27 protein-coding genes are annotated in these 26,009 nt (G+C 68.6%); 11 read left to right on the plus strand and 16 right to left on the minus strand.

What is annotated here, in order from left to right; translation table 11 throughout:
• Positions 1-38: 38 nt before the first annotated feature.
• Positions 39-434 (plus strand): hypothetical protein, encoded by a 396-nt coding sequence (locus ACQVBX_RS07340; protein WP_431637528.1) that lies wholly within the window; start codon positions 39-41, stop codon positions 432-434.
• Positions 435-524: 90 nt separating this feature from the next.
• Positions 525-1,616 (plus strand): phospholipase A, encoded by a 1,092-nt coding sequence (locus ACQVBX_RS07345; RefSeq protein WP_431637530.1) that lies wholly within the window; start codon positions 525-527, stop codon positions 1,614-1,616.
• 88 nt (positions 1,617-1,704) lie between these two features.
• Here ACQVBX_RS07345 and ACQVBX_RS07350 read toward each other — a convergent pair whose 3' ends face one another.
• Entirely contained in the window at positions 1,705-2,187 is a 483-nt protein-coding gene (locus ACQVBX_RS07350) for an FKBP-type peptidyl-prolyl cis-trans isomerase (RefSeq protein WP_431637531.1), read from the minus strand.
• A 118-nt stretch (positions 2,188-2,305) separates the two neighbouring features.
• Between ACQVBX_RS07350 and dacB the strand changes: the two genes are divergently transcribed.
• On the plus strand, positions 2,306-3,838 hold the full coding sequence (gene dacB / locus ACQVBX_RS07355) for a D-alanyl-D-alanine carboxypeptidase/D-alanyl-D-alanine endopeptidase (protein WP_431637532.1): 1,533 nt from the start codon (positions 2,306-2,308) through the stop codon (positions 3,836-3,838).
• A 9-nt stretch (positions 3,839-3,847) separates the two neighbouring features.
• Here the strand turns inward: dacB and ACQVBX_RS07360 are convergent, their stop codons facing one another.
• The 8 genes from ACQVBX_RS07360 to ACQVBX_RS07395 all read right to left on the minus strand — a co-directional run bounded on the left by ACQVBX_RS07360 (position 3,848) and on the right by ACQVBX_RS07395 (position 11,115).
• Entirely contained in the window at positions 3,848-4,330 is a 483-nt protein-coding gene (locus ACQVBX_RS07360; protein WP_431637533.1) for a glutathione peroxidase, read from the minus strand.
• Positions 4,331-4,562: 232 nt separating this feature from the next.
• A complete protein-coding gene (gene pncB, locus ACQVBX_RS07365) occupies positions 4,563-5,750 on the minus strand; it encodes a nicotinate phosphoribosyltransferase (protein WP_431637534.1) in 1,188 nt (395 codons plus the stop codon).
• A gap of 317 nt (positions 5,751-6,067) precedes the next feature.
• On the minus strand, positions 6,068-7,159 hold the full coding sequence (locus ACQVBX_RS07370; RefSeq protein ID WP_431637535.1) for an aminopeptidase: 1,092 nt from the start codon (positions 7,157-7,159) through the stop codon (positions 6,068-6,070).
• A 42-nt stretch (positions 7,160-7,201) separates the two neighbouring features.
• On the minus strand, positions 7,202-7,678 hold the full coding sequence (locus ACQVBX_RS07375) for a hypothetical protein (protein ID WP_431637536.1): 477 nt from the start codon (positions 7,676-7,678) through the stop codon (positions 7,202-7,204).
• A 91-nt stretch (positions 7,679-7,769) separates the two neighbouring features.
• Positions 7,770-8,597: a histone H1-like repetitive region-containing protein gene (locus tag ACQVBX_RS07380; RefSeq protein ID WP_431637538.1), complete on the minus strand. Its 828-nt coding sequence runs from the start codon at positions 8,595-8,597 to the stop codon at positions 7,770-7,772.
• A 157-nt stretch (positions 8,598-8,754) separates the two neighbouring features.
• Positions 8,755-9,546: a metallophosphoesterase family protein gene (locus tag ACQVBX_RS07385; RefSeq protein WP_431637539.1), complete on the minus strand. Its 792-nt coding sequence runs from the start codon at positions 9,544-9,546 to the stop codon at positions 8,755-8,757.
• Entirely contained in the window at positions 9,543-10,493 is a 951-nt protein-coding gene (locus ACQVBX_RS07390) for a diacylglycerol/lipid kinase family protein (RefSeq protein WP_431637541.1), read from the minus strand. Before ACQVBX_RS07390 ends, ACQVBX_RS07385 begins: the two co-directional genes overlap by 4 nt.
• A 10-nt stretch (positions 10,494-10,503) precedes the next feature.
• Entirely contained in the window at positions 10,504-11,115 is a 612-nt protein-coding gene (locus ACQVBX_RS07395) for a rhomboid family intramembrane serine protease (RefSeq protein WP_431637542.1), read from the minus strand.
• Positions 11,116-11,219: 104 nt separating this feature from the next.
• Here ACQVBX_RS07395 and ACQVBX_RS07400 point away from each other — a divergent pair, with 104 nt between their 5' ends.
• From ACQVBX_RS07400 to ACQVBX_RS07415, 4 genes are all read left to right on the plus strand, one after another.
• Positions 11,220-12,431, plus strand: coding sequence for an NAD(P)/FAD-dependent oxidoreductase (locus ACQVBX_RS07400; RefSeq protein ID WP_431637544.1), 1,212 nt, complete (start codon positions 11,220-11,222; stop codon positions 12,429-12,431).
• Between the two features lie 77 nt (positions 12,432-12,508).
• Complete coding sequence (locus ACQVBX_RS07405) at positions 12,509-13,396, plus strand: PhzF family phenazine biosynthesis protein (protein WP_431637545.1); 888 nt, start codon at positions 12,509-12,511, stop codon at positions 13,394-13,396.
• Positions 13,393-13,854: a YaiI/YqxD family protein gene (locus ACQVBX_RS07410; RefSeq protein ID WP_431637546.1), complete on the plus strand. Its 462-nt coding sequence runs from the start codon at positions 13,393-13,395 to the stop codon at positions 13,852-13,854. The genes ACQVBX_RS07405 and ACQVBX_RS07410 overlap by 4 nt, the downstream gene beginning before the upstream one ends.
• A gap of 335 nt (positions 13,855-14,189) precedes the next feature.
• Complete coding sequence (locus tag ACQVBX_RS07415; RefSeq protein WP_431634114.1) at positions 14,190-15,173, plus strand: IS110 family transposase; 984 nt, start codon at positions 14,190-14,192, stop codon at positions 15,171-15,173.
• 225 nt (positions 15,174-15,398) lie between these two features.
• Here ACQVBX_RS07415 and ACQVBX_RS07420 read toward each other — a convergent pair whose 3' ends face one another.
• Positions 15,399-16,289 carry an NAD(P)-dependent oxidoreductase gene (locus ACQVBX_RS07420; protein ID WP_431637548.1) on the minus strand — a complete coding sequence of 297 codons (891 nt, stop codon included), beginning with the start codon at positions 16,287-16,289 and terminating at the stop codon, positions 15,399-15,401.
• An 80-nt stretch (positions 16,290-16,369) separates the two neighbouring features.
• Positions 16,370-17,551 carry an NAD(P)/FAD-dependent oxidoreductase gene (locus tag ACQVBX_RS07425; protein WP_431637549.1) on the minus strand — a complete coding sequence of 394 codons (1,182 nt, stop codon included), beginning with the start codon at positions 17,549-17,551 and terminating at the stop codon, positions 16,370-16,372.
• Positions 17,552-17,727: 176 nt separating this feature from the next.
• Between ACQVBX_RS07425 and ACQVBX_RS07430 the strand changes: the two genes are divergently transcribed.
• The gene (locus ACQVBX_RS07430) at positions 17,728-18,210 is read left to right on the plus strand and encodes a YajQ family cyclic di-GMP-binding protein (RefSeq protein ID WP_431637550.1); all 483 of its coding nucleotides are present in this window, start codon (positions 17,728-17,730) and stop codon (positions 18,208-18,210) included.
• Positions 18,211-18,221: 11 nt separating this feature from the next.
• On the opposite strand, the gene ACQVBX_RS07435 is transcribed toward ACQVBX_RS07430, so the two are convergent.
• The 3 genes from ACQVBX_RS07435 to ACQVBX_RS07445 are packed head-to-tail and all read right to left on the minus strand — an operon-like array spanning position 18,222 to position 19,770.
• Positions 18,222-18,734: a hypothetical protein gene (locus tag ACQVBX_RS07435; RefSeq protein WP_431637553.1), complete on the minus strand. Its 513-nt coding sequence runs from the start codon at positions 18,732-18,734 to the stop codon at positions 18,222-18,224.
• A gap of 10 nt (positions 18,735-18,744) precedes the next feature.
• A complete protein-coding gene (locus ACQVBX_RS07440) occupies positions 18,745-19,437 on the minus strand; it encodes a DUF1345 domain-containing protein (protein ID WP_431637554.1) in 693 nt (230 codons plus the stop codon).
• A gap of 42 nt (positions 19,438-19,479) precedes the next feature.
• The gene (locus ACQVBX_RS07445; protein WP_431637556.1) at positions 19,480-19,770 is read right to left on the minus strand and encodes a GNAT family N-acetyltransferase; all 291 of its coding nucleotides are present in this window, start codon (positions 19,768-19,770) and stop codon (positions 19,480-19,482) included.
• Between the two features lie 158 nt (positions 19,771-19,928).
• Between ACQVBX_RS07445 and ACQVBX_RS07450 the strand changes: the two genes are divergently transcribed.
• On the plus strand, positions 19,929-20,354 hold the full coding sequence (locus ACQVBX_RS07450) for an OsmC family protein (RefSeq protein WP_431637558.1): 426 nt from the start codon (positions 19,929-19,931) through the stop codon (positions 20,352-20,354).
• A 12-nt stretch (positions 20,355-20,366) separates the two neighbouring features.
• On the opposite strand, the gene ACQVBX_RS07455 is transcribed toward ACQVBX_RS07450, so the two are convergent.
• On the minus strand, positions 20,367-21,437 hold the full coding sequence (locus tag ACQVBX_RS07455) for a 3-deoxy-7-phosphoheptulonate synthase (RefSeq protein ID WP_431637559.1): 1,071 nt from the start codon (positions 21,435-21,437) through the stop codon (positions 20,367-20,369).
• A gap of 320 nt (positions 21,438-21,757) precedes the next feature.
• On the opposite strand from ACQVBX_RS07455, the gene ACQVBX_RS07460 reads away from it, so the two are divergent.
• On the plus strand, positions 21,758-22,723 hold the full coding sequence (locus ACQVBX_RS07460) for an oxygenase MpaB family protein (RefSeq protein WP_431637561.1): 966 nt from the start codon (positions 21,758-21,760) through the stop codon (positions 22,721-22,723).
• On the opposite strand, the gene ACQVBX_RS07465 is transcribed toward ACQVBX_RS07460, so the two are convergent.
• Positions 22,720-23,895 carry a GGDEF domain-containing protein gene (locus tag ACQVBX_RS07465; RefSeq protein WP_431637562.1) on the minus strand — a complete coding sequence of 392 codons (1,176 nt, stop codon included), beginning with the start codon at positions 23,893-23,895 and terminating at the stop codon, positions 22,720-22,722. The two genes, ACQVBX_RS07460 and ACQVBX_RS07465, sit on opposite strands and share 4 nt — an antisense overlap.
• 214 nt (positions 23,896-24,109) lie before the next feature.
• Here ACQVBX_RS07465 and ACQVBX_RS07470 point away from each other — a divergent pair, with 214 nt between their 5' ends.
• Positions 24,110-25,981, plus strand: coding sequence for a 3'-5' exonuclease (locus ACQVBX_RS07470; RefSeq protein ID WP_431637563.1), 1,872 nt, complete (start codon positions 24,110-24,112; stop codon positions 25,979-25,981).
• Positions 25,982-26,009 lie beyond the last annotated feature (28 nt).

Genomic DNA, 26,009 nt, shown 5'->3' on the forward strand with positions numbered 1-26,009 from the left:
CACCCCTCTCCCCACGATTCTGGCATGGAGTAACGATCATGAAATTGCGCACACCCTGGATCACTCTGCTGGGAGCCGGTGCCTTGCTGGTCGCCGGCCAGGCCATGGCACAACAAGCCACGCCCTCACCCCTACCGCCGCCGGGCACCGGCCAAGCGGACACTGCGGCGCCCATGTCGTCGGATGCCTCGGCGCACAGCCAGGCGGTATTCCAGACGCCGCAGGGCGAGGTGACCTTGCGCAGCACCCTGCCGACACCGGCGCCGGCATCCGCGCCGCCACCGTTCGAACAGCTTGCTGGCGGCGGCAAGTTCATCAGCGCGGACCAGGCCAGCGCCTATCCGCCGCTGGCCAATGATTTCGACTACGCCGACAGCAACCGCGACCATCGCGTGAGCGCCGCCGAATACGCGCGCTGGTCCAAACACCAGTAACGTTCCCACCGGTGAGGCCGGCCGCGCAGATGTGCGGCCGGCCTCGTCGTGTCACCGTTCCGTCACCGCCCCCCGCCCCAGGCCTCCGTCATGAAGACGCCCCGACCGTTCCGCCCCCTTTCCCTGGCTCTAGCCGTGGCAGCCGCGTCCCATGCGCTGCCGGCGCAGGCCCAGAATCCCGACCCGATGGACATCCGCGGCTGCACCGCCATCGAAAGCGACGCCCAGCGTCTGGCCTGCTACGACCGCGCCACCGGCCGGGTCAACCTGCCGGTGGCCCAAAAGCGCCCCAGCCCGGCAGACGTCCGGCTATTCGCCCGCGATGCCGGCAAGGCGTCAGAAGGCAACGACAAGGTGGCCGCACCACTGTCCTTGCTCGATTCGCGCTGGGAACTGTCGCCGGAGGCCAAGCTGGGCACCTTCAACATTCGCGGCTACAAGCCGGTGTACGTGCTACCGGTATTCGCCACCAGCAATCAGAACGACCGCCCCACCAGCCCCAACCCCGACAACACCGTCCCCACCGCGCAGCAACTGCAGAACGTGGAGGCGAAGTTCCAGCTGAGCCTGAAGACCAAGGCGATCCAGGATGTATTCGGCGACGCCGGCGGCGACCTGTGGATCGGCTACACCCAGTCCTCGCGCTGGCAGGTCTACAACTCCAAGCTGTCGCGCCCGTTCCGCGAGACGAACTACGAGCCCGAGGCGATGCTGGTGTTCAACACCCATTACGACGTGCTCGGCTGGCAGGGCCGGTTGCTCGGCATCGGCGTGGATCATCAGTCCAACGGCCGCTCCAACCCGCTGTCGCGCAGCTGGAACCGGGTGATCGCCGACGTCGGCTTCGAGCGCGACGGCTGGACCGTGATGGTGCGTCCGTGGTGGCGCATTCCGGAAGGCCGCAGCACCGACGACAACCCGGACATCAGCGACTACATGGGCCGCGGCGAAGTGCAGATCGTGCACGAGTGGAACGGCCAGGAATTCGGCCTGATGCTGCGCCATTCGATGCGCGGCGGCAGTCGCAGCCACGGCGCCGGACAGTTCACCTGGAGCTTCCCGGTCGGCGGCAACCTGCGTGGCTACATGGAGCTGTTCAAGGGCTACGGCGAGAGCCTGATCGACTACAACCACAACGCCACCTACCTGGGCGTGGGCGTGTCGCTGCTCGACTGGTACTGAGCGGGCTCTACCATCGCAACGAAAAACGCCGCCTCACGGCGGCGTTTTTCGTTGGCGGGTCTGACGCGCAGCAGCGCGTCAGAGGGCATCAATGCTGATGACCGCCCGGGCCGTGCACGTGGCCGTGCGCGGTTTCTTCCTCGGTGGCCTGGCGCACGTCGGTCACTTCGACGTCGAAATGCAGCGTCTGGCCAGCGAGCGGGTGGTTACCGTCGATGTGCACCACGCCGTCCTCGACCTTGGTCACGGTGACGTTGATCACGCCCTGCGGGCCGCGACCCTGGAACTGCATGCCGGGCTGGATGTCCTCCACGCCCTGGAACGCCTCACGCGGCACCTGCTGCTCCAGCTCGGCGTGGCGTTCGCCGTAGCCTTCGGCCGGCGCCACGTCGACCTTGAACTGGTCGCCCGCGACACGGCCAACCATCACCTTCTCCAGCCCCGGCACGATCTGGCCGGTGCCATGCATGTAGGTGAGCGGCTCGCGCCCGGCGGAGCTGTCGATCACGGTGCCCTGGTCGTCGGTCAGCGTGTAGTGGAAGGAAACAACGGTGTGGTCAGCAATCTGCATGAAGAGTCTCGTGTAGTAGGTGCAACACCGCCGGCGGCAACCGGCACGAGGGACCAAGCCTAACAGATCGGCCTTTTTCGGCCTGCACAGCGGGCTTCGGCAGGCCATACTGACGCCCATGCACCGACTCGCTCCCTGGGCCGCCGCGCTCGTTTTCGCCCTTGCCGCAGTACCGGCAACCTTCGCCAAACCGTCCGCGCCACCGGGCGTCGCGTCATCCGCCCCGCTCGCCGCGGGCATCGATGCGCTGATCCACGCGCCGCGTTTCGCCAACGCCAGCTGGGGCATCGAGGTGGTGTCGCTGGACACCGGCCGCACGCTTTACGCGCACGACGCCGAGCGGCTGCTGGAGCCCGCATCCACCGCCAAGCTGTTCACCGCGGCGCTGACGCTCGACCGCCTGGGCGCCGACCAGCGCACGGCCACGCGGCTGCTGGCCCGGGGGCCGATCCGTCACGGCCGCTTGGACGGCACGCTGGTGCTCTATGGCATGGGCGACCCCACGCTGGGCACCGCCGCCAGCGCCGACTGGGCCGATCGGCTCGCCACGCAGTTGCTCGCGCACGGCGTCCGTCGCGTGCACGGCGACCTGGTCGGCGACGACACCTATTTCGCCGGTCCGCCGATCGGTTCGGGTTGGGAAGTCGGCGATCTGCTGGGCGCCTTCGCTGCCCCGGCGGCGGCGCTGAGCGTGGACGAGAACAGCGGCTGGCTCACCCTCACGCCGGCCGCGCAAGCCGGGCGCACGGTCGATCTGGCGCTCGATCCGCCGCTGGCCATTCCCGCCATCGACAGCCGCCTGATCACCGCGCCGGCGAACAGCGCCGGCGACCTCAACCTTTACCGGGCGCCGGGCAGCGACACGCTCTACGCCTTCGGCAGCCTGCCGGCCGCCAGCGCGCCGCGGCGGTTGCGCCTGGCGATGAATGATCCGGCCCGCGTCGCGGCCGCCCAGCTGCGCGACGCGCTCATCCGTCATGGCGTGACCATCGACGGCCAGGTCCGCACGCTGCACTGGCCGCAGGACGACACCGCCGTCACCGCCGGCGCCACCCTGGTCGGCGAAATCGCCTCGCCGCCGCTGGGCGAGATCCTGCGCAATGGCCTGAAGCGCTCGCAGAATCTTTATCTGCAGAACCTGCTGCTGATGTCCGGCGTGCAGGCAAGGACACTGGCCGAGCAGTCCGATGCCCCGCCGCTCGGCTTCATCACCACCGAGGCCTGGGGTTTGCGCGCCCTGCGCGAACTGCTCGATCGCATCGGTATCGCGCCCGCCGACGCGCGGCTAGAGGAAGGCAGCGGCCTGTCACGGCAGAACCTGGTGACCGCCTCGGCGATGGTGCGGCTGCTGCAGTACCTGGCCGCCCAGCCCTACGCGGCGAGCCTGCGCGACATGCTGCCGCTGGCCGGCGTGGACGGCTCGCTGATCGGCCGTATGCGCGGCACACCGGCCGCCGGCAACGTGCAGGCCAAGACCGGCTCGATGACGTACGTACACGCGCTCGCCGGCTACGTCACCACCGCCTCGGGCCAGCATCTGGCCTTCGCGCTCCTGCTCAACAGCTACGAGCCGGCCGCAGGCGATCCCCCGGCCAGCCGCGAGCTCGATGCCATTGCCGAGCGGCTCGCCGCCGACCGCCACGCACCCTGATCCGCCGGATCAGCCGAGCTGTGCGGCGATCTCGCGGCCGATCTTCTCAGGCGTGTCGGTCGGCGCGTAGCGCTTCACCACCTGGCCCTGAGCGTCGACCAGGAACTTGGTGAAGTTCCACTTGATCGCCTCGCTGCCGAGAATCCCCTTGCCCTCGCTCTTCAGCCACTGGTACAGCGGATGGGCGCCGGCACCGTTCACCTCGACCTTGGCAAACATCGGGAAGCTCACCTCGTAACGGGTGCTGCAGAAGTTGCGGATCTCCGCCTCGTCGCCGGGCTCCTGGTGGCCGAACTGATCGCAGGGAAAACCCAGCACCACCACACCGCGATCGCGCATCTCGCGCCAAAGCTTTTCCAGCCCGGTGTACTGCGGCGTGAATCCGCACTTGGAGGCCACGTTGACCACCAGCAAGGTCTTGCCGCGAAACTCGCCCAGCGAGCGCTCGTTGCCGTCGATGTCGCGGGCGGTGAAGTCGTAGATGTCGGTCATGTGCTAGCCCTGGCATGGCCGGCAGCCCAGGTGGCGCGCCGGCATATGGTTATGAGAAATGGCCGTATGGCCGTCCATCGGGTGCCGGGTATGGTGGTCGCCTGCCCCACCGCCGTGCGCCCATGTCACTGCTGATTTCCGCTCTCGCCACCCTCGTTTCGCTGCTGGTGCTCGCCTGGCCGGCGCTCAAGCGTTCGTCGGTGTCTCATACGCGCGCCGACGCCGAACGGACTCAGCCGCCGGCCTCGGCCGGAATCTCGAACACCTGCCGCAGGTAGGCCACGTAGGCCGGATCGTCGCACATGTTCTTGCCGGGGCTGTCGCTGAGCTTGGCCACCGGCTGGCCGTTGCAGCGGACCATCTTGATCACGATCTGCAGCGGCGTCGGACCCACATCGTTGGTGAGGTTGGTGCCCACGCCGAACGCGAGCTGGCAACGCCCCTGGAAGTGCGCGTAGAGCTTCATCACCTGCGGGATGTCCAGGCCGTCACTGAAGACCAAGATCTTGCTGCGCGGGTCGACGCGGTTGGCGCGATAGTGCGCCAGCACCCGCTCGCCCCAGGCGAACGGATCGCCCGAGTCGTGGCGCGTGCCGTCGAACAGCTTGCAGAAATACATGTCGAAGTCGCGCAGGAACGCGTTGAGGCCGTACACGTCAGACAGCGCGATGCCCAGGTCGCCGCGGTATTCGCGTGCCCACGCTTCCAGCGCCGCTACCTGCGAATCGCGCAGGCGCGGACCCAGCGCCTGGTGCGCCTGCAGGTACTCGTGCGCCAGCGTACCCAGCGGGGTAAGGCCGAGCTGCCTGGCCAGCGCCACGTTGCTGGTGCCGGCCAGCTGCGGACCCAGCCGGTCGCGCAAGCTGGTGACCACCTCCTCGTGCCAGGCGCGGGAAAACCGGCGGCGTGTGCCGTAGTCGGCAATGCGGCAGTCGGCGTAGCCGGGCGTGTCGTGCAGCAGGGCGATCTTGGCGGCCAGGCGCTCGCGCCCCAGCGATAGATCCAGCTGTGGCTGGGTGTTGCGGAAGTACACCTCGTTGACGATCGCCAGCAGCGGCACCTCGAACAGGATCGTGTGCAGCCACGGTCCGCGGATGCGAATCTCGATCTCGCCGTTGGCGTGCTCCGACGGCGTGATGCTCACGTACTTGGCGTTGAGCTGGAACAACCCGAGGAAGTCGACGAAGTCGCTCTTGATGTAGCGCCAGCCGCGCAGGTAATCCAGCTCCTCGGCGGCGAAACGCAGCGTGCACAGTTGCTCCAGCTCGGCGCGGATCTCGTCGATGTACGGCACCAGATCCACGCCCGGGTTGCGGCACTTGAAGCGGTACTCCACCTCGGCGCCCGGGTACTGGTGCAGCACCACCTGCATCATGGAGAACTTGTACAGGTCGGTGTCGAGCAGCGAGCGGATGATCATCAACAGGTCCGTGTAGAGAATGCTTGGCCATTATCGGCGCGATGGGCGCCGCGGGCATAAAAAAACCCCGGCTGCCAGGGGAGGGGCATGCCGGGGCTGTCAGGTCGGCGATCCGGGGGAGGAAGGGGCCGACCCCCCAGTGGCCCGGTGTTCTGGACCACTTCCTGTCGCCGTCACGGCGATACGGACACTTAGTGCGGACCGCGCCGGGGAAGTTCAAGGGCGTCCGAAGAAATATTCAGCTGCCGTCTGGGTAAGGCCGGCAGCTTCTTGCGGCCGGGGTGTCGCCGCGGGCAGGCACCCCCAAGCGGAAGCCGTCACGGCGCGGGCGTTGCGCTCGCGGCGAGGCCCTTCAGCGCCGCCTGGCGCGCGGGCTGGCGCAGATCGGCCAGCGCCCGCACCCGCCGGTAGAACTGCGCCCAGTTCCGCTGAGCCTGGCCGAACAGCACGGCAAACGCCCCGGTCCAGCGGTCGTAGAGCCCGAACGGCAGCAGCCGGGCATTGTTGATCGGCGCGGCGACCCAGGCGTCGTAACGGTGGTCGCCGGGAAAGTTGCGGTCGCGCCATCGCGCGTAGTCGCGTCGAAACGCGGCGATGTCGTCGTGCTTTCGCGCCGCCAGCGCCGCCTCGTCGCCGCCGCGTGCGTAGTCCGAGCGCAATCGTTCGCGCAGGGCCAGCACCTGCCGGGTAAAGCCCTCGTCCATCGCCTGCTCGCGAGCATCCGGCGGCGGCAGGCCGCGCGACTGCCGCCACTGCCGCAGACCCTCGCGCTCGACGAAAGTGGCGAACGACTCGTTGAAAGCCGTGTCGCCCTTGGCGTAGACGCGCTGGTGCGCCAGTTCGTGGAAGATCGTGCCGGCCAGCTCGTCGTCGTCCCAGTGCATCATCGAGCTGAGAATCGGGTCGGCGAACCAGCCCAGGGTGGAATACGCCGGCACCGGGCTCACCCACACATCGAGCCCCTGCCCGCCCAGTTCGGCGGCACGCTGCTCGGCCAGCGACTGGCGAAAGTAGCCGCGGTACGCGACGCAGCCAGCGAACGGAAAACACTGCGGCACGGCATCCACCGCGTAGCGGGGCGCGGCAAACACGTTCCAGGCCACATAGGGGCGGTCGAGCGCAACGTAGGTGGTGTAGCTGCGATTGTCCGGCAGGGCCAGCCGCGTGGATGCGAACTGCCTTGCCTGCATTGCCAGCGTCAGGCGACGCGCCAGCGCGGGGGGAGTGGCCGGGTCGGCAATGACCCGTGGCAGCGGCTCGCGCCGGTGCAGGATCTGCGCCTCACCGCGCATCACATGACCGTAGTAGCGCACGCTGGCGCAGCCAGTGGCCGAGAGCGCCAGGACGACAAGAAGGCCCAGGCGCGGGAGCGTCAGGTGCAGGAAAGTCGGGCGCAGGGAATCAGACATCGGGGACGTTCAGGGGCATCGCTCCGGAACGTCCATCGTGCCTCATCGGCGATCGTCATCGCGACCGCCGCGGCGGTTGCCGCGTCGGTCACTTCCCTCGAATCGGCCCGGACGGCTGCCGCGGCCCGTCTCCGGCCGGCTGCCGCTCCAAGTGCGGTGATCGTCGCGCGCACCACCGTGACCACCCCACGCATGCCCGCGGTGATCGTCACCGCGATAGTCATGCCGATCATGATCGCGGTGGCGGTATCGGTCCCGCGAATGGCCATACCAGGTGGCGCCGATGCCCACGCTCACCCCGCCCGGATAGCCATAGCCGCCGTAGTAACCGGGGCGGTAGTAGCCGGGGGCGTAGTAATCGGGCGCGTAATAACCGTCATCGTACACGGTGGTGCCGCGCCCGTAGTACGCGTCCCCGCCATAGCCATCGCGCACGTAGCTGTAGCCCGGAGCGACGTAGCAGCCGCTCAGGAGCGACGCGGCGATGACCACCGCTCCACCCAGCAACCATTTCTTCATGGGATCGCTCCACCGGCGAAAGGACGCGACATGCGGCCGGCAATCACGCTAGCTCCGCGCGATGAACGCGCCCTGATTTGCACGCCCGGGCTCATCCCTTGCCGCGCTTGCTCTGATCACCCCGCTGGTGCGCCAACGCCGCGGGCGCCGTGGTCGACGCCGGCGCATCGGGATGCATCGGCGGCGCACCGCCGGCCGGATGGGCGGCTTGATCGGCGCCCGGCCAGGATGGCCCCTGGCGATCGCGCTCGTGCTTGGCATCGAGCAGCGCCTGGATGTGCGCCACGGCCTCCTCCGGACTGATGTGCCGCACCGGCGCCGCCTCGGCGGGCTGCTCGCGCCGCACCGGGGGGGCGCGCTTGGCCGCCGGCTTGGCCGCGATCTTCTTCGTTGGCGCTGCAGGGGCGGCGGCCTTCTTCGCCGCCGTTCCGCGGGCGGGCGTCCGCGCCGGGGGCTTCTTGGCAGCCGTTTTGCGGGGAGCGGCCTTGGCCGGTGCCGCTTTCGGGCTCACGCTCTTCTTCACCACCGATTTGCGGGGCGCTGCCTTCTTTGCAGTCGACTTGCGCGCCGCGGGCCGCTTGGCCGCAGCCTTCTTGGCAACTGTCTTCTTGCCAACTGTCTTCTTGGCGACCGTCTTCTTGGCTGCCACCTTGCGGGCAGCCTTCTTCGGTGCCGCCTTCTTTACCGTTCCCTTCTTCGTTGCCGCTTTCTTCGCAGCAGTCTTGGCCGCCGGCTTTTTCACCGCGGCTTTCTTCGCGCTGGTCTTCTTCGCGACCGGCTTTCTGGCAGCTGTCTTCTTCGCTGCTGCCTTGGTCGCCGCAGCCTTCTTGCTGGCAGCGGCCTTCTTTGCGGTGGCCTTCTTTACGGTGCCTTTCTTTGCCGCGGACTTCTTCGCGGCCGACTTGCGTGTCATTGCCATGCGTCTATCTCCTGCGGTGATCGGTGGATTCGCGGCCCGACTTGCGAAGCCTCGAAGGCTTCGGATTAGCAGAACCACGATGACTACGATCTGAGTATTGCGCGCTGCTTTATCACTGTCATGGGCAGGTGCCGCATCGCGCGCGAGGTGCGGCTGCTCAATGGGCCAAGGCGAGCGTGTGCGACTCGCGCCGGGCGAAGCGCGCCAGGCCCACGTGGTAGTCCCATCGCTCCACCACGCAGCTGTGCGTGCCCCGCTCGCGTCGCAGCACATTCACGGAATTGGGAACGTCGCCGCGCACCCGCCGCGACACCGCCGTGCCCGCCTGCACCACGTAGGTGCGGCAGCGGCGCCGCGTATCGAGCGGGCGCACGTAGGGCAGGTGGATGTGCCCGCCCAGCAGCAGATCGACCCCGGCCTCGACCCACGCATCGGCCGCGCGCCGGTGGCCATGCAGCAGGTTGCCCACATCGTGCTGCCGGATCACCAGCATCGGCTGATGCGTCACCACCACGCGCACCTGCTCCGGCTGCGCCTGGCCCAGCCGCTGCGCCACATGCTGGATCTGCGCAGGCGAGACTTCGCCGTCCTTGTGTCGCCACCACCGCGTGGTGTTGATCGCCAGCACGTGCCAGTCCGGCGAGCTCCACTCCTGTTCCAGCGCCTCGCCGAACGCCTCCCGGAAATGGGCATAGGGTGAGCGCAGTCGCGACCACAGGTCGAACAACGGGATGTCGTGATTGCCCGGAATCACCAGCGCCGGCGCCGGCAGCGCGTCGACAAACGTCCGTGCCGCGGCGAACTGCGCGCGCCGCGCGCGCTGGGTGATGTCTCCGGACACCACGATGCACGCCGGCTCCAGTTCGGCCGCCAGGCGCTGCAGGGCCGCTACCACCTCCACGCGCTCGGTGCCGAAGTGCGGGTCGGAGATGTGCAGCAGCACGCTCACGCCGCGTGCTCGGGCTCGGCGCCGCGCGGCACCAGCAGGCGCAAGGGTCGCGGGGCGATCGCAAAGCGCAGCGGCAGCGCGAAGGTGTCGATCTCCCCATCCAGCGCCACCTTGACCTTGCGGCGGCGGCGCAGCGTCACCCCCAGTTCGGTGAAGGCGAAGCTCTCCACCCGCTGCTGCTCGCCCAGATGCCCCAGCAGCCCGCGCATCGCCATCACGACGAGCGCCAGCCGCCCTACCGGACGCACCGCAATGCCTACCAGCCGCCCGCGCTCCACCGCGGTGGCCTGCTCGATGCCGATCTTCTCCAGCTGCAGGCGGTTGTTGCCGACCACCAGGGTCATCGCGTCCAGCGCGCTCGCGGGAGCATCGCCCCGCATCAACAGGTGCAAGCGGGGGAACCGCTTCAGCAGGGTCCGCAGCCCCGCTCCCAGCGCTACCAGCCGGTGGCGCCCGAAACGCTGCTTGGCTTCCTCGCGCTGTTCGAGCAACTCCGGATAGAGGCCGAGACTTGCGTTGACGAGAAAGGCGCGGCCGTTGACGGTACCCACCTGGACCGGCTGCTCGCTCGCATCGAGCAACGCGAGCATGCCCTGCCCCGCTTCGCCCTCGGGCAGGCCATGGCAGCGGCCGAAGAAATTGAACGTGCCCTGCGGCAGCACGCCGAACAGCACGCCGCTGGGCAACACCGCCTGGGTCACTGCATTGATGGTGCCGTCGCCGCCGACCACCACCACCGCGCCATCGCGCTCCTGCGCCTGCGCCACCGCCCGCTGCGCCAGCGTCGGCAACTGGGCAGGATCGTCGACACGCAGAATCTCGTGCTCGCGACCACGCCCTTCCAGGCTGCGGCGGATGGATGCCTCTACGCGGTCGGGATCGCCGCTGCCGGAGGCCTGGTTGAGAACGATGAACAGGGGTGCGTCTTGCGCGAGCGCAGCGGGCACGGGGTCTCCTTCATGAGCCGGCGCCGGGATGGGCCAGTGCATAAAGGAAATGAGTTAACACCCGCGGTTCCAACAGCAGCGTGAAGGCCACGCCGTAGGCCGCGCCCCACAGATGCGCGCTGTGGTTCACGTTGTCCTGGCCGCGCTTGTCCATATAGATCGAGTAGGCGGTGTAGAGCAGCGCGTAGATGATCGCCGGCATGGGAATGACGAACACATAGATGCGTGCCCACGGCGCCAGCAGCACGAAGGCGAACAGCACCGCCGACACCGCCCCCGACGCGCCCAGGCTGCGATAGCGCGCATTGCTTCGGTTCTTGAGGTAGGTCGGCAGGATCGAGACCACCAGCCCGCCCATGTAGAACAGCAGAAAGCCCAGCGTGCCCAGGCGCACCGTGAAGAAGCTCTCCATGATCCGCCCGAAGAAGAACAGCGTGAGCATGTTGAACAGCAGGTGGCCGAAATCCGCATGCACCAGCCCGTAGGTCACCAGCCGGTAGTACTCGCGGCTGCGCTGGATGGCCGGCGGCCACAGCAGCAGATCGTCCAGCAGCTTGCCGTTGTTGAGCGCCATGAAGGAGACCACGCAGGTCACGGCGAGAATGATGAGGGTGATCGTCATGGGGACCAGAAAGACTAAGGAAGACTGCCGGCCATCTTGGCGGGCGGCGCGCACGCTGTCGACCGTGACGCAGCCTTGACGGCCGCCCTCGGCATGCTGGCCGGATGGATACCAAGAGCGGCTACCCGTGGTGGACCGTCAGCAATGGACTGATCGGTCAGTTCCCCTCGCTGCGCACCGACACGCAATGCGAGGTGGCGGTGATCGGTGCGGGTATCACCGGCAGCCTGGTCGCCCATGCGCTGGCCGAGGCCGGTATGGACGTGCTGGTGATCGACCGCCGCGAAGCCGGCTGGGGCAGCACGGCGGCCAGCACCGCGCTGCTGCAATACGAGATCGACACGCCGCTGGTCGACCTGATCAAGCGCTACGGCGAGACCGCGGCTCGCGCCTACCAGGCCTGCGACGAGGCGATCGACACGCTGGCGGGCATCGTCGCCGGCATGGGCGAGCCGGTGGGCTTCCACCCCTGCGGCAGCCTGTATTTCACGAGCAAGCGTCGTCACGTGGCGGCGCTCAAGCGCGAGTACCAGGCGCGCCAGCGTCACGGCCTGCCGGTGGAGCAACTGGACGCGGCCGGCGTGCGCGAGCGCTTCGGCATCGATGCACCACTGGCGTTGTGGACGCCGCATGCGGCGCGGCTCGACCCCTACCGTTTCGCCCGCGTCATGCTCGGCCAACTGGGCCGGCGCGGTGTGCGCGTGCACGACGCCAGCGAGGTGCAGGAGTGGACGGCCGAGCCGCAGGGCCTGCGCCTGCGTATGAGCAACGGCACCCAGGTGCGATGCGCGCACCTGGTGGTGGCTGCCGGCTATGAGACACAGCGCTGGCTCAAGCAGCGCGTGGCGGTCAACCACTCCAGCTATGCGCTGATCACCGAGCCTCTGGACGCGCTGCCGCTGCAGCTGCACGACAACGTGATCTGGGAGTCCGCGCGGCCGTACGTATACCTGCGCGGCACGGACGACCGGCGCATCATCATCGGCGGCGAGGACGACCGCCTCGATCTGCCGGCCAAGCGGGCCGCCGCCCTGCCGCGCAAGGTCGGCAAGCTGATGGACCGGCTGCGCGCGCTGGCCCCCGACATCCAGCCGGAGCTGGCCTTCAGCTGGGCCGGCACCTTTGCCGAAACCGAGGACGGCCTGCCCTTCATTGGCAATGCACCGGGGCACGATCCGCGCGTGCACTTCGTGATGGCGTACGGCGGCAACGGCATCACCTACAGCACCATCGCCGCGGCGATGGTGCGCGACGCAATCCAGGGCAGGCGGCATCCGCTCGATGCGCTGTTCGGCTTCGGTCGCCTGGCAGGCTGAGCCCACGCCTGCGCGGCGGGGCCGCGGCACCCCGTTATCATGCTCGGCCCACACGCCGCGTTGTTGATCGAGCCCCGATGGATACCTTTCGCTACCTGCACCTGGACGTCTTCGCCGCCAGCCTCGGCGGCGGCAATCACCTGGGCGTAGTCACCGACGCGCGCGGCTGGAGCGACGCGCAGATGCAGCGCTTCGCCCGCTGGACCAACCTGGTGGAAACCACCTTCCTGCTACCGCCCACCGCGCCCAACGCCAGCTACCACGTGCGCATGTTCACGCCAACCAAGGAGATTGCCTTCGCCGGTCACCCCAGCGTGGGCAGCGCGCACGCCGTGCTGGCCTGTGGCCTCGCCGCGCCGCACGACGGCCTGCTGTGGCAGGAATGCCAGGCCGGCGTATTGCCGATCCGCGTACAGGGCGATGGCGACGCGCGCCAGCTGCTGCTGCGTTCGCCCGCCTCGAGCGTGCTCACCACTGGTGCCGACGCGCACCCCTTGCTGGCCGCGGCCCTGGCCGGTGTGACGACCGGCGGGCTCGCGCCGGCGCTGGTCGATGGCGGCCGTCGCTGGTGGATCGTCGAGTGCGCAGACGAAGCGAGCCTGCGCGACTGGCAGCCGGATCATGCGGCGATCGCCGCGTTGGGCCAGGCCAGCGACAGCATGGGCATCTGCGCGTTCGCCCGCAGCGCGCCCGGCGAGGGCTACCAATTGGCCGTGCGCGCGCTGGCCTCCGGCGCCGGGATCGCCGAAGACCCGGCCTCCGGCGCAGCCAACGGCCTGCTCGCCGCCTACCTGGCCCAGGCCGAAGCGCACGGGCCGCTCGCCCGCGGCTATGCGGTGAGCCAGGGCCGCGAGATCGGCTACGACGCGCGCCTGCTCGTGCAGATCGACGCCGATGGCGCGGTGTGGGTGGGCGGACGCACGCACACGATTGTCGATGGCACCCTGCGCTGGACGCCCGCGTGAGCGATACCCAGATCTGGGTCGACGCGGACGCCTGCCCGGTGTCGGTGAAGGAGATCCTGTTCCGCGCCGCCGAGCGCGCGCAGGTGCACGTCACCCTGGTCGCCAACCACGCGATGCGTACCCCGCCCTCGCGCTACGTGCGCAGCATGCAGGTGGCCGGCGGTTTCGACGTGGCCGATGCGGAAATCGTGCGGCGGGTGGCCGCCGGTGACCTGGTGGTAACGCAGGACATCCCGCTGGCTGCGCAAGTCCTGGACAAGGGCGCGCAAGCGGTCAACCCGCGCGGCGTGCCGTTCACGCCCGACAGCATCGCCCAGCAGCTGTCGATGCGGAACTTCATGGAAGAACTGCGCGGCGCCGGCGTGGACACCGGCGGCCCGTCCGCCTTTCATCCGCGCGACCGCCAGGCCTTCGCCAACCAGCTCGACATGTGGCTCAGCCGCCGCAACTCGCGCTGAGCCCCGTCCCTGTAGGAGCCCGCTCGCGGGCGATGCTCTTGGCTCTGATGCCGCATCAAGGCAAAAGGCATCGCCCGCAAGCGGGCTCCTTATGTCTCGATTCTGGTCCGGCAACGGACGAGAATTCCCGACTGATCATCGGTGGGAATGAGGTGACGCCGACGGGCTCCTGAGGCTTCGCGCCTGCTGGGTAGATGTGTGCCCTCGTTCCGTTCCATCCGCCAGCGCCTGAACGGTATCGGAGGCCCGCCGGTCGGCGAGAGCCTGAACGCGTAAGGATCGGCCGTGCGGATCGTCGATGGTCAGCGTCTGAGACGACTGCCAGGAGACGTGACATGACCGAACCGATGGTAGGCATCGATGTGGCCAAGGCCAGCTTCGATGTGGCCGTTCCGCTGGACCGGCCGGGGAAATACCGCACCAAGGGCAAGCTGCCCAATACGCCGGCCGGATTCGCCGAACTGCTGACATGGCTGCGCCAGCACGCACCACAGGCTGGGGTGTGCATGGAGGCCACGGGCATCTATCACGAGGCGCTGGCGCAGGCGCTGGTGGAGCATGGAGTGACGGTCTACGTGGTCAATCCGGCCCAGATCGCCGCCTATGCCCGCAGCGAGCTGTCGCGGACCAAGACCGACCGCTGTGACGCCGAGCTGATCGCCCGCTTCGCCATGGCCCAGCAGATCCACGGCGCACTACGCCCGTGGGCGCCGCCTACGCCGGGTCAGCGGCAGCTGCGCGCCCTGGTGCACCGCTTGAACGACCTGCAGGCGATGCGGCAGATGGAGGCCAACCGCCTGGCGGTCGGCGATGCCTCGGTACGCCCCTCGATCCAGCGCATGATCGATGCGCTGGATCAGCAGATCGAAGAGCTGAAGCGGGCGATCGAGGATCACATCGACCAGGACCCGGACCTGCGGCGCGATCATGACCTCTTGCGCTCGATTCCCGGCATCGGCGACCTGACGGCAGCCTTCATCCAGGGTTTTGCCGGGAATCTGCGGCGCTTCGACGATCCCCGCCAACTGGACGCCTTCGCCGGCGTGAATCCGGCGATCCGCGAGTCGGGCAAGTGGGTCGGCCAAAGCCGACTATCCAAGCTCGGCCATGCGTTGCTGCGTGCCCGGCTGTACATGCCCGCGCTGGTGGCCATTCGCCACAACAGCGCGGTGCGCGCCCTGTTCGATCGCCTGGTGGGTCGCGGCAAGCCACCCAAGCTGGCCTTGGGCGCAGCCATGCGCAAGCTGCTGCACATCGCCTGGGGAGTGGTGCGTTCCGGCCTCCCGTTCGATCCCAATCGCGCCCTTGCTGGTGGGTAAGTAAGACGGTATCTACATGAAAGACGAGGCATCGGTCCGGGGTCGCTGCGCCCGGCTTTGATGCAGATCCGGAGCGAAATCTGGCCAAACCGCGGCCCTTGCACGGGACCCTCCCGGTCCCTGTAGGAGCCCGCTCGCGGGCGATGCTCTTCGCGCTGAGCCGCATCGAAGCTCAACAGCACCGCCCGCGAGCGGGCTCCTACAGAAAGGAAGACGGTGCGTTGATCAAGGGTCGGTGCGCTCATCCAGGCCGGCGCGCCTCGCTGCCACCAGCGCCAGTGCCGACCAGTCCAGCTCCTCGCCGCCGTGGGCCAGCGCGTCGAGGAAGTTGTCGCGCAACACGCCCGCGAACGGCAGCGGCACGCGGCGTGCTTCGCCGGCACTCAGCGCCAGGCCCACGTCCTTCAAGCCCAGTGGCATCGCAAAGCCGGCGGGGCTGTAGCGCTGTTCGGCGATGAGCTTGCCGTAGCCCTGGTAGGCCGGCGCCGCGAACAGCGTGCTGGTCATCAGCTCGAGAAATTCGGCCGCGCCTACGCCGTGCGCACGGGTGAGAGCACTGGCCTCGGCCATGCTCTCGATGGCGGCCGCCAGCATGAAGTTGCCCGCGATCTTCACCACGTTGGCGCGCTCGGGCGCCTCGCCCATGGGCCAGATCTTCGCGCCCATCGCTTCGAGCAGCGGCCGCACCGTATCCACCGCGGCCGGCTTGCCGGCCGCCACGATCTGCAGCCGGGCTGCCGCCGCGGCATCCGGCCGGCCGAACACCGGCGCGGCGACATAGTCGATCCCCCGCGCCGCATGCGCCTCGGCCAGCTCCTGCGCCAGCGCAACGGAAATGGTGGCGTGATTGACGTGCACGGTGCCCGGGTCCATGGCGTCGAGCAGCCCGCCATCGAGAAACACCGCGCGCACCGCCTGGTCGTTCGCCAGCATCGAGCACACCGCCTCGCCGAGCACCGCGCGCTCGGGCGTGCTGGCGACCCGTGCGCCCAGTGACGCCAGCGGCTCGGTCGCTGCCGCCGAGCGGTTCCACACCGTCACGGCATGTCCCGCTGCGAGCAGGTTGCTCGCCATCGCGCTGCCCATGGCGCCCAGACCGATAAAGCCGACTTTCATGCGGTTCTCCTAGCAAGCGATCAGCCGCGCATGGAACCACGCGCCGCGTTCATTCCTCGCGAAGCGCGCCGGCGGCCCTGTCAGCCCACCACTTCGCCCGCCGCGTGGCCCGAGGCCCAGGCCCACTGGAAGTTGTAGCCGCCCAGCCAGCCGGTGACGTCCACCACCTCGCCGATGAAGTACAGCCCCGGTACGCGTCTGGACTCCATCGTGGTCGAGGAGAGTTCGTTCGTGTCCACCCCGCCCAGCGTCACTTCGGCGGTGCGGTAGCCCTCGGTGCCGCTGGCGGTGATCGGCCAGTCGTGCAGCTGTTTGCCGATGTCGGCCAGCTCCGCCTCGCGGTACTGGCGCATCGGGCGGCTCTCAAACCACAGCTCGCACAGGCGTTGCGCCAGGCGCTTGGGCAGCAGCTCGCCGAGCACGGTCTTGAGTTCGGCCGCGGGGCGCTCGGCGCGCTGGCCGATCAGCCAAGCGCCCACATCGACGTCGGGCGACAGGTCGATACGCAGATCATCGCCCGGCTGCCAGTAACTGGAGATCTGCAGGATCGACGGGCCGCTGAGGCCGCGATGGGTGAACAGCAGGCCGGCGCGGAAGCTCCGCTTGCCGAGCTTCGCCTCGCTCACCGGCAACGCGAGCCCGGCCAGATCCTGGTAGCGCTCCTGGTGCTTGCCGCTCAGCGTCAGCGGCACCAACCCCGCGCGGGTGGGCAGCACGGTGTGGCCGAACTGCTTGGCCAGCTCGTAGCCGAAGCCGGTGGCACCCATGCTGGGAATCGACAGACCACCGGTCGCCACCACCAGCGAGGTGGCATGCACCTCGCCTGCGGCGGTGAGCACGCGAAAGCCGTCCTCGACCTTGCGCACCTGGGTAACCGCGCAGCTGGTGCGCACCTCGACACCGGCCGCCGCGCATTCGTCCAGCAGCATGCGCACGATGAGCTTGGAGGATTCGTCGCAGAACAGCTGGCCGAGTTCTTTCTCGTGGTACTTGATGCGGTGCTTCTCCACCAGCGCGATGAAATCCCACGGCGTGTAGCGCGCCAGCGCCGACTTGGCGAAGTGCGGGTTGGCGCAGAGGAAGTTCGCCGGCGTGGTGCCCATGTTGGTGAAATTGCAGCGCCCGCCGCCGGACATCAGGATCTTCTTGCCCGGCTTGTTGGCGTGGTCGACCACCAACACGCGCTTGCCGCGCTGGCCGGCGGTGATCGCGCACATCAGGCCGGCGGCACCGGCACCGATCACCAGCACATCGACGTTCATGGGCACGTGCTCGCGTGCGGGCTGAGGAGAAATCGGCGGCTGTGGCTGGATGCGGGCATGAAGGCACTGGATTCCAGCGTGCGCTGGAACGATGGGGCGTGGAGGCGGGCAAGGAGTATCCCATGCGCCGGCTGCCTTACACTGACGCCCTTCCCTTCACCCTGCGAGATGCCGCCATGCCCTCCTTCGACGTGGTTTCCGAAGTCGACAAGCACGAACTCACCAACGCCGTGGACCAGGCCAACCGCGAGCTCACCACGCGCTTCGACTTCAAGGGCAGCAACGCCAAGTTCGAGCTGGACGACCTGGTGATCACGGTGATCGGCGCCAGCGAGTTCCAGCTCAAGCAGATGCGCGACATCCTCACCACGCGCCTGTCCACCCGCAAGATCGACCTGCGCGCGCTGGACATCGCCGATCCGGAAACCAACGTGGTCGGTTCGCGGCAGAAGATCACCGTGAAGCAAGGCATCGAGCAGCCGGCGGCGAAGAAGCTGATCGCCGCACTGAAGGCAGCCAAACTCAAGGTGGAAGCGCAGATCAACGGCGAGAAGCTGCGCGTCACCGGCAAGAAGCGCGACGACCTGCAGGCGGCGATCGCCCTGCTGCGCACCACCGAATCGGACGTGCCGCTGCAGTTCGACAACTTCCGCGACTGAGCTGACGGCCCTCAGCGGCCCCGCCGCTGCCGGCGTCGCAGCAGCAGGCCGTTGAACCACGGCAGCGCGATCATCACCAGTGCAAGCCAGCCCAGCACTTCCCACGGCATGCCGTAGCGGGGATGGTCGCGCTCGACGCTGGCCACGGTGGCGACCACCAGCGCGACAAGGAACTGCACGTACTCGGCCCACAGCCACGACGGGATCGGTCGAAGGTCCAGCGGCAGCTCTACCCGAATCGCTTTACGCCGCAGCGCAAAGCGCAGCTTGAACACCGCTTCAGCCAGCAATGCGGCCAGTGCGGCGAGGTACACCCAGCCATGCGTCGGACTGGCGTGACCGTGGCGGTCATCCAGCCGGCACGCCATCACGGTCAGCGTGACCAGCGCATTGAACAACGCCAGGCGAGCAACGACCCGACGCGGCGGAAACGGCGTCACGCGCAGTCGCCCGCCGACCACGCCGCTGGCGCGCGGCAGCAGGAACCGGAAACCCTCACCGTCCGTGCCGACGATCCCGATCACCGGCTCGCCCTCACGCCTGCCCGGCCACGATGTTCACCGTCACCGCGATGATGAACACGTTGAAGAAGAACGCGATCACGCTGTGCAGCAACACCATGCGGCGCAGCGTGCGGCTGGTGATCTGCACGTCGGACACCTGGAAGGTCATGCCGACGACGATGGAGAAGTAGGCGAAGTCCCAGTAGTCGGGTTCCTGCTTGCCGGGAAAATCCAGCCCCTGATGCTGGCTGCCATAGTCGCCGTAGAAGCCGTGCGCGTAATGCAGGGCGAACATCACGTTGATGAACAGCCACGACAGCACGATGCTCAGCCCCGCCGCCGCCAGCGTGAGCACGCCGCCGCTCTCGGCGGCATGCAGCTCGGTGCCCAGCGCCACCATCACCACCGCGGTAACGCCGATCGCACTCCACAGGATGCCCCAGCGACCGGCGTCCTGCTGGCGTGCCTGCTCGCGCATGCTGGCCGTGCTGGCGTCGTTGAACAGCCGCCACATGCCGCCAAGGAACACCACCGCCCCCACATCGAAACCCAACAGCAGCGAGGGCGCGACCGGCATGCCGCCGAGCACCAGCAAGGCGCCGGCCAGCACGAAGATGGCCGCGGACAGGCTCAGCCGCGGACGCGCGCGCAGCGATCGCCATGCGCGCCAGCCGCGCGGCGAGGAAGGGGACCGGGGCGAATCCGGCGGAAGGCTGGCGCTCATGCGATGGGTCCGGACGGCGACGTGGAAGGAGACGTGGAAGGGTCAGACGAGCAGATCGGCGACGTTCGCATGGCGCTGTGCCCACACCGCCGCGTACGAGCAGGCCGGATTGACCTTCCAGCCGCGCTGGCGTGCCAGTGCAAACGCGGCCTGGACCAGCGCCGCAGCGATACCGCGACCACCGACGGCCGCCGGCACGCCGGTGTGGTCGATGCTCATCACCGCACCGCCGGGGCCGCCCAGGCTGTAGACCAGCTGGCAATGCTGGCCATCGACGACGGTGTGGAAGCGGTGGGCAAGCTCGTCGTGCTGGATGTCGAAGGAGACAGTCATGCGGGGCGCTCCATGGCAAAGCGCAAGCATACGGCTTGCGGCGTCTGCATCGGCGCAGCGTCGCGGTCGCAGGATTTCGCGTTTCATGAATGCCCCGGCGCGCACCATGACGCGTCGAACCGGGCCGCCGCGGCCCGCCATGGCAAGGAGACTCCCCGATGAAGAAGTCCGCTTCCGCCCACTGGTCCGGCGACCTGCGTACCGGCACCGGCAGCATCTCCACCGAAACCGGTGTGCTGCGCGATGCGCCCTACGGGTTCACCTCGCGCTTCGAGGACGGCCCCGGCACCAATCCGGAGGAATTGCTGGGCGCCGCCCATGCCGCCTGCTTCTCGATGGCGCTCTCGCTGGGCCTGGGCGAGGCCGGGCTCACCGCCGACAGCATCGACACCAAGGCCGTCGTCACGCTGGACAAGGACGGCGACGGCTTCGCCATCACCGCCGTGCACCTGACCTGCCGGGCCGACGTGCCCGGGGCCGATGCGGCGACGTTCGAACGCGTCGCCCAGGCGACCAAGAGCGATTGCCCGGTATCGAAGGTGCTCAAGGCAGCCATAACGCTGGATGCCGCACTGGAGTCCTGACGAGCGTCTCGCTCAGGCCACTTGGCGGGCGCTCCGCCGACGGGCGCGCACCGCTTCGGCCAGCTTGGCCAGCACGGCGACCGACGCATCCCAGTCGATGCACCCATCGGTGATGCTTTGCCCGTAGGTCAGCGGCTGCCCGGGCACGAGATCCTGCCGGCCATCGACCAGGTGACTCTCCACCATCACGCCGATCACGCGCGATTCGCCGCTGGCGATCTGCCCGGCGACGTCGGCCAACACCGCCGGCTGGTTCTCCGGCTTCTTGGCACTGTTGGCGTGGCTGGCGTCGATCATCAGGCGCGGCACCAGGCCGGCCTTGGCGATCGACGCGCTGGCTGCCTCCACGCTGGCGGCGTCGTAGTTCGGCGCGCTGCCGCCGCGCAGGATCACGTGGCAGTCGCCGTTGCCGGCGGTAGCGGCAATGGCGGTGCGGCCGTCCTTGGTCACGGCCAGGAAATGATGCGGCTGCGACGCGGCCTGCACCGCGTCCACGGCGATCTTCACATTGCCGTCGGTGCCGTTCTTGAAGCCCACCGGGCACGACAGGCCCGAGGCCAGCTCGCGATGCACCTGGCTCTCGGTGGTGCGGGCGCCGATCGCGCCCCAGCTCACCAGGTCGGCGATGTACTGCGGAGTGATCATGTCCAGGAACTCGCAGCCGGCCGGCACGCCCAGTTCGTTGATGCCGATCAGCAGCCCGCGCGCCAGGCGCAGGCCGCGGTCGATGCGGAAGCTGCCGTCCAGATCCGGATCATTGATCAGCCCCTTCCAGCCCACCGTGGTGCGCGGCTTCTCGAAGTACACGCGCATGATGATTTCCAGCGCGTCGGCGTGCTTCTCGCGCTCGGCGGCGAGCCGCTGGGCGTACTCGATCGCAGCGCGAGTGTCGTGGATCGAGCATGGGCCGATCACCACGGCGAGGCGGTCGTCGCGGCCCTGCAGGATGGCGTGCAGTTTCTCGCGGGCGCGGCTGACCGTCGCGTGCGCGGCATCGGGGTTGGCGCAGTCGCCGATCACTTCGGCGGGCGTGCTCAGGCGCTTGAGTTCACGGATGCGCAGGTCGTCGGTGGACGGATTCATGGGGCGGAACTCCTCGGGTTCGGGGTCCACTCGCGGCCATGAAAAAAGCCGCCAGTGGTGGGCTGGCGGCTTTCAGGATTCGGTGGGATCGGTGTGTTGCCTACGATCGCGCCCCTGGCTCCGCCTGCGGCTTCGGATAGCCATAAAACCAGACGTAAGCGTGGAAGGTGCGGGTCGACATGCAACTATGGATAACACATTGCGCCGGCGATGCAAACGTCGCAAATGGCATAAGCCGGGCGATGCCCCGCGCTGGCGCACGTTGCCGCAGGCGAGGCATGCCGGCCGGATACGACCCGCGCGCCGGATAAGATCGCGTCATGCCCACGCCACTGCATCTGGTGACGCGCCCGGCCCAGGCGGCAATCCGTCGCTGGGTGGTGGAGGCGTTCCCGCGTCACGGCGGTGGCGTGGTGGACTACGACGCGCCCGCCGGCGACCCGGGTCTGTTCGACCCGGACGGTGCCACCTGGCGCATCCATGCCGACTTTCCCGGCATGCTGGCCGGCGGCCTGGCCGCCTTGATGCTGCAGACCCTGCATCCGCTGGCGCTGGCCGGCGTGTGGGACCACTCCAACTTCCGCGAGGATCTGGTGGGCCGGCTGCGGCGCACCACCACCTTCGTCGGCGGCACCACCTACGCCCCACGCGCCGCGGCCGAGGCACTGATCGACCGCGTGCGGCATATCCACGATCAGGTCCACGGCGTCGCCGAGGATGGCCGTCCCTACGACGCCAACGATCCGGCCCTGCTCACCTGGGTGCACGTCACCGAGGCGTACAGCTTCCTGCAGGGCTACCGGCGCTACAGCCATATTGCGCTGCCCGATGGCGCGGCCGACCGCTACTACGACGAGTCGCGACGCGTGGCCGAGGCGCTCGGCGCACGCGATGTGCCGCGTAGCGAGGCGGAGGTGGTGGCGTACTTTCGCCAGGTGCGCCCCACCCTGACCTGGACCGAGCGCACCCGCCTCGTGCTGGAGGTGCTTGGCAAGGTGCGCCTGCCGGTGCCGGCAGCGGGCTTGTCACGCGACGTATTCCTGCACGCCGGGGCCGCGCTGCTGCCCGAGTGGGCGCAGCGCATGCTGCGTCGCACGCCGGTGCAGCGGGCGCAGGCGCGCATGGCCGCGCATGCGCTGTGGGCGGTGGCGCCGGTGTTCCGCGCCGCGCTCACCGAAGGCATCGCCGCGCACGCCTGTCGGCGGCTGGGGCGCGATCCGCGCTCGCTGCATCGCTGGAACGTAGCCGTTCCGCCGCAGCGCCCGGACGACGCGCGCCGGTTTTAGGCGGCCAATTCGCCGCCGGCCACCACTCGGTTGCGACCCGCGCGCTTGGCAGCGTACATCGCCGCGTCCGCCTGCCGGCGCAGCAGCGGCATGTCCCACTGCCCCGGGCCGGCCACGGCGGTGCCGATGGACACCGTCAGTCGCAAGGTTTCGCCGTCGATCTGCAGCACCTCGCGTTCCACCGTGCTGCGGATGCGCTCGCCGAGCGCGAGCACGCCGTCGGCGTCCACCCCGGGCGAAAGCACCAGGAACTCCTCGCCGCCCACGCGGCCGACGATGTCGTCGGCGCGCAGGATGCTCTGGATGCAGGCCACCAGCGACTGCAGCACCTTGTCGCCGCCGTCGTGGCCGAAGCGGTCGTTGACGTTCTTGAAGTGGTCGGCGTCCACCAGCAGCACGCCCACCGAGCCGCGCCACGCACGCGCCTCGTCGAGCATGCGATCGGACGCCTCGCCCATCGCGCGGCGGTTGGCTACGCCGGTGAGCGGGTCGATGCGTGCCAGGTCGTGCAGCTCGCGGCGCAGGATCTCGTTGTACAGCAGCAGGAAACCGATGCTCGCAAACAGCGGCTGCATGCCCGACAGCAGCACGTAGAACACGTTGATCGGCGACGGCGTGGCGACCTGATCCGGCGGATTGCCGCTCAACCACAGCGCGCCATTGCGCCACACCACCAGGGCCATCGCCAGCAGATACACCCACAGCAGCACGCAGCGCGCACGCGTGCCGCTGTCGCGGCAGCCACTGCGCAACGCGTCGATGTTCAGCAGCACGTTGCCGGCGATCGCCAGCGACCCCCACAGCACGCGCAGGCGGTAGTCGGGATCGACGATGCCGAACCACGCCACGCCAGCCCAGCCGACCACCGCAATCAGCGTGGCCGACTTCAAGCGCAGCGGCTTGCCCAGCAGCATGCGGATCGCCACCACCACCATGCCCTGCGCCAGCAGGTTCAACGCATTGCCGCCCATCAGCAGGGCGGCGGGCGGGATGAATGCCTGCAGGGCGAGCAGCCCGTAACCGGCCGCCTCGATCCCCAGCGCCAGCGCCCGCAGGCGGATCGCCGCCAGAGCCGGCCCGTTGTCGCCATGGGTGCCGGCCCAGAGCATGAGTCCGAGTGCCAGCGCCTGGACGGCGTTGAGCAGCGACAGCGTTTCGACCTGAATCGGCATCCTCTCTCCCCGGGACCCGCAATGACGGGCCGTGCACACCGTCCCGCCCCCTTGCCCTGGCGACGGCGACCGCATAGTACCCGCCACCCTCCGGATGCGGGAGCCCGCATGCCGGAAACGCATATTGTTTCGTGACGGCACAGGATCGGCCTGTGCCGTTGACAGCCTGCCGGGTTTCGCTACTTTCGCCGTAGGAAAACTCGCCGGACGCTGGATGGCCACCCTCATACCGACCCGCAACAGCTGCCTGCCGCGCATGACCAGCGGCGAGAAACGCGTCTCGGAACGGCTCGAACAGAAGCTCGAGGACGACTACCTGATCTGGTACGACGTGCCCGTCGGTCTGAAGCAGCGCCATCCGGATTTCGTCATCGTGCACCCGCGCCGCGGCCTGCTGGTGCTGGAGGTGAAGGACTGGAAGGCCGAGACCATCCAGCAGGCCGACAGCACCCAGTTCACCCTGATCACCGACCGCGGCACGGTGAAGGAGAACAACCCGCTGCTGCAGGCGCGCGCCTTCGCGCTGGAGGTGGGCGTGGTACTGCAGCGCGATCCGGCGCTGCACTTCCCGCCCGGGCACCGCCACGCCGGCAAGCTGGTGATGCCGTGGGGCTGGGGCGTGGTGCTGGCCAACATCAGCCGCAAGCAGTTCGATGAGGCCGGGCTGGAGGCGGTGATCCCGCCGCACCTGGTCATCTGCCGCGACGAGATCTACGAGACGGTGGAGGCCGAGGCATTCCAGGAGCGGCTGTGGGCGATGTTCCCGCAGGTGTTTCCGGTGGCGCTGACCCTGCCGCAGATCGATCGCGTGCGCTGGCACCTGTTCCCCGAACTGCGGGTGGACCCGGCCGCAGGCCAGTTCGGCCTGTTCCCGGCGGCGGACGCGCCGGCCAAGGCGATCGAGATTCCCGAGCTGATCAAGGTGATGGACGCCCAGCAAGAGCAACTGGCCCGCTCGCTCGGCGACGGCCACCGGCTGATCCACGGCGTGGCCGGCTCGGGCAAGACCATGATCCTCGGCTTCCGCGCGCTGCAGCTGGCGCGGATGATGGCCAAGCCGATCCTGGTGCTCTGCTACAACAAGACCCTCGCCTCGCGGCTGGACCAGCTGGTCGGCGAGCGCGGCCTGGCCGACAAGGTCAGCGTGCGCAACTTCCACGCCTGGTGCCGGCAGATGCTGGTGACCTACCACGTCGACCTGCCAGAAAAAGGCAGCGAGAACTTCTTCGAGCAGATGGTGGAGCGGGTGATGACGGGCGTGGAGCGCGGACAGATCCCGCGCTTCCAGTACGGCGCCGTGCTGGTAGACGAAGGCCACGACTTCGAGCCGGACTGGTACAAGCTGATCGTGCAGATGGTCGACCCCAGCACCAATTCGCTGCTGGTGCTGTACGACGACGCGCAGAACATCTACGGCAAGAGCGACCGGCGCAAGTTCACCTGGAAGGAACTGGGCGTGCAGGCGCAGGGCCGCACCACCATCCTCAAGCTCAACTACCGCAACACGCTGGAGATCCTCTCGGTGGCGCGCGGCTTCGCCAGCGACCTGCTGATCGAGAGTGCCGGCGACGACGACGGCGTGCCGCTGATCGCCCCGGAAAGCGCCGGCCGACGCGGCGCGATCCCCGAGCTGATCCGCACCGACACCGCCGCCGCCCAGCTCACCGTGCTGATCCAGTGCATCCGCGACGAGGCCGCCAACGGCCGCCGGCTGTCGGATATCGCCGTGATCTTCCGCAACCAGTGGGAAGGCGAGAAGCTGCACGAGGCGCTCAAGCGCGAGGGCATCGCCAGCCGCCTGGCCGAGGGCGATGCCAAGCGCACGCTGTTCGTGGTGGAAGACGCGGTGAAACTGGTGACCATGCATTCGAGCAAGGGGCTGGAGTTCCCGTTTGTGATCATCCCGGGCCTGGGCTCGCTGCCCAAGCCGGGCAAGGATGAAACCGAGGAAGCGCGCCTGCTTTACGTGGCGATGACCCGCGCCACCGAACGCCTGGTGCTGATCCACCACGAGGATTCGATCTTCAGCCAGCGCATCCGCAACGCCATCAACGACGTGCAGGGGCAATTGCAGGCGCTGGCCTGAGGCGGGGCTCCGGCTCGGTGCCCTGCCC

Source organism: Dyella thailandensis (assembly GCF_050749815.1).
Lineage (GTDB): Bacteria > Pseudomonadota > Gammaproteobacteria > Xanthomonadales > Rhodanobacteraceae > Dyella_A.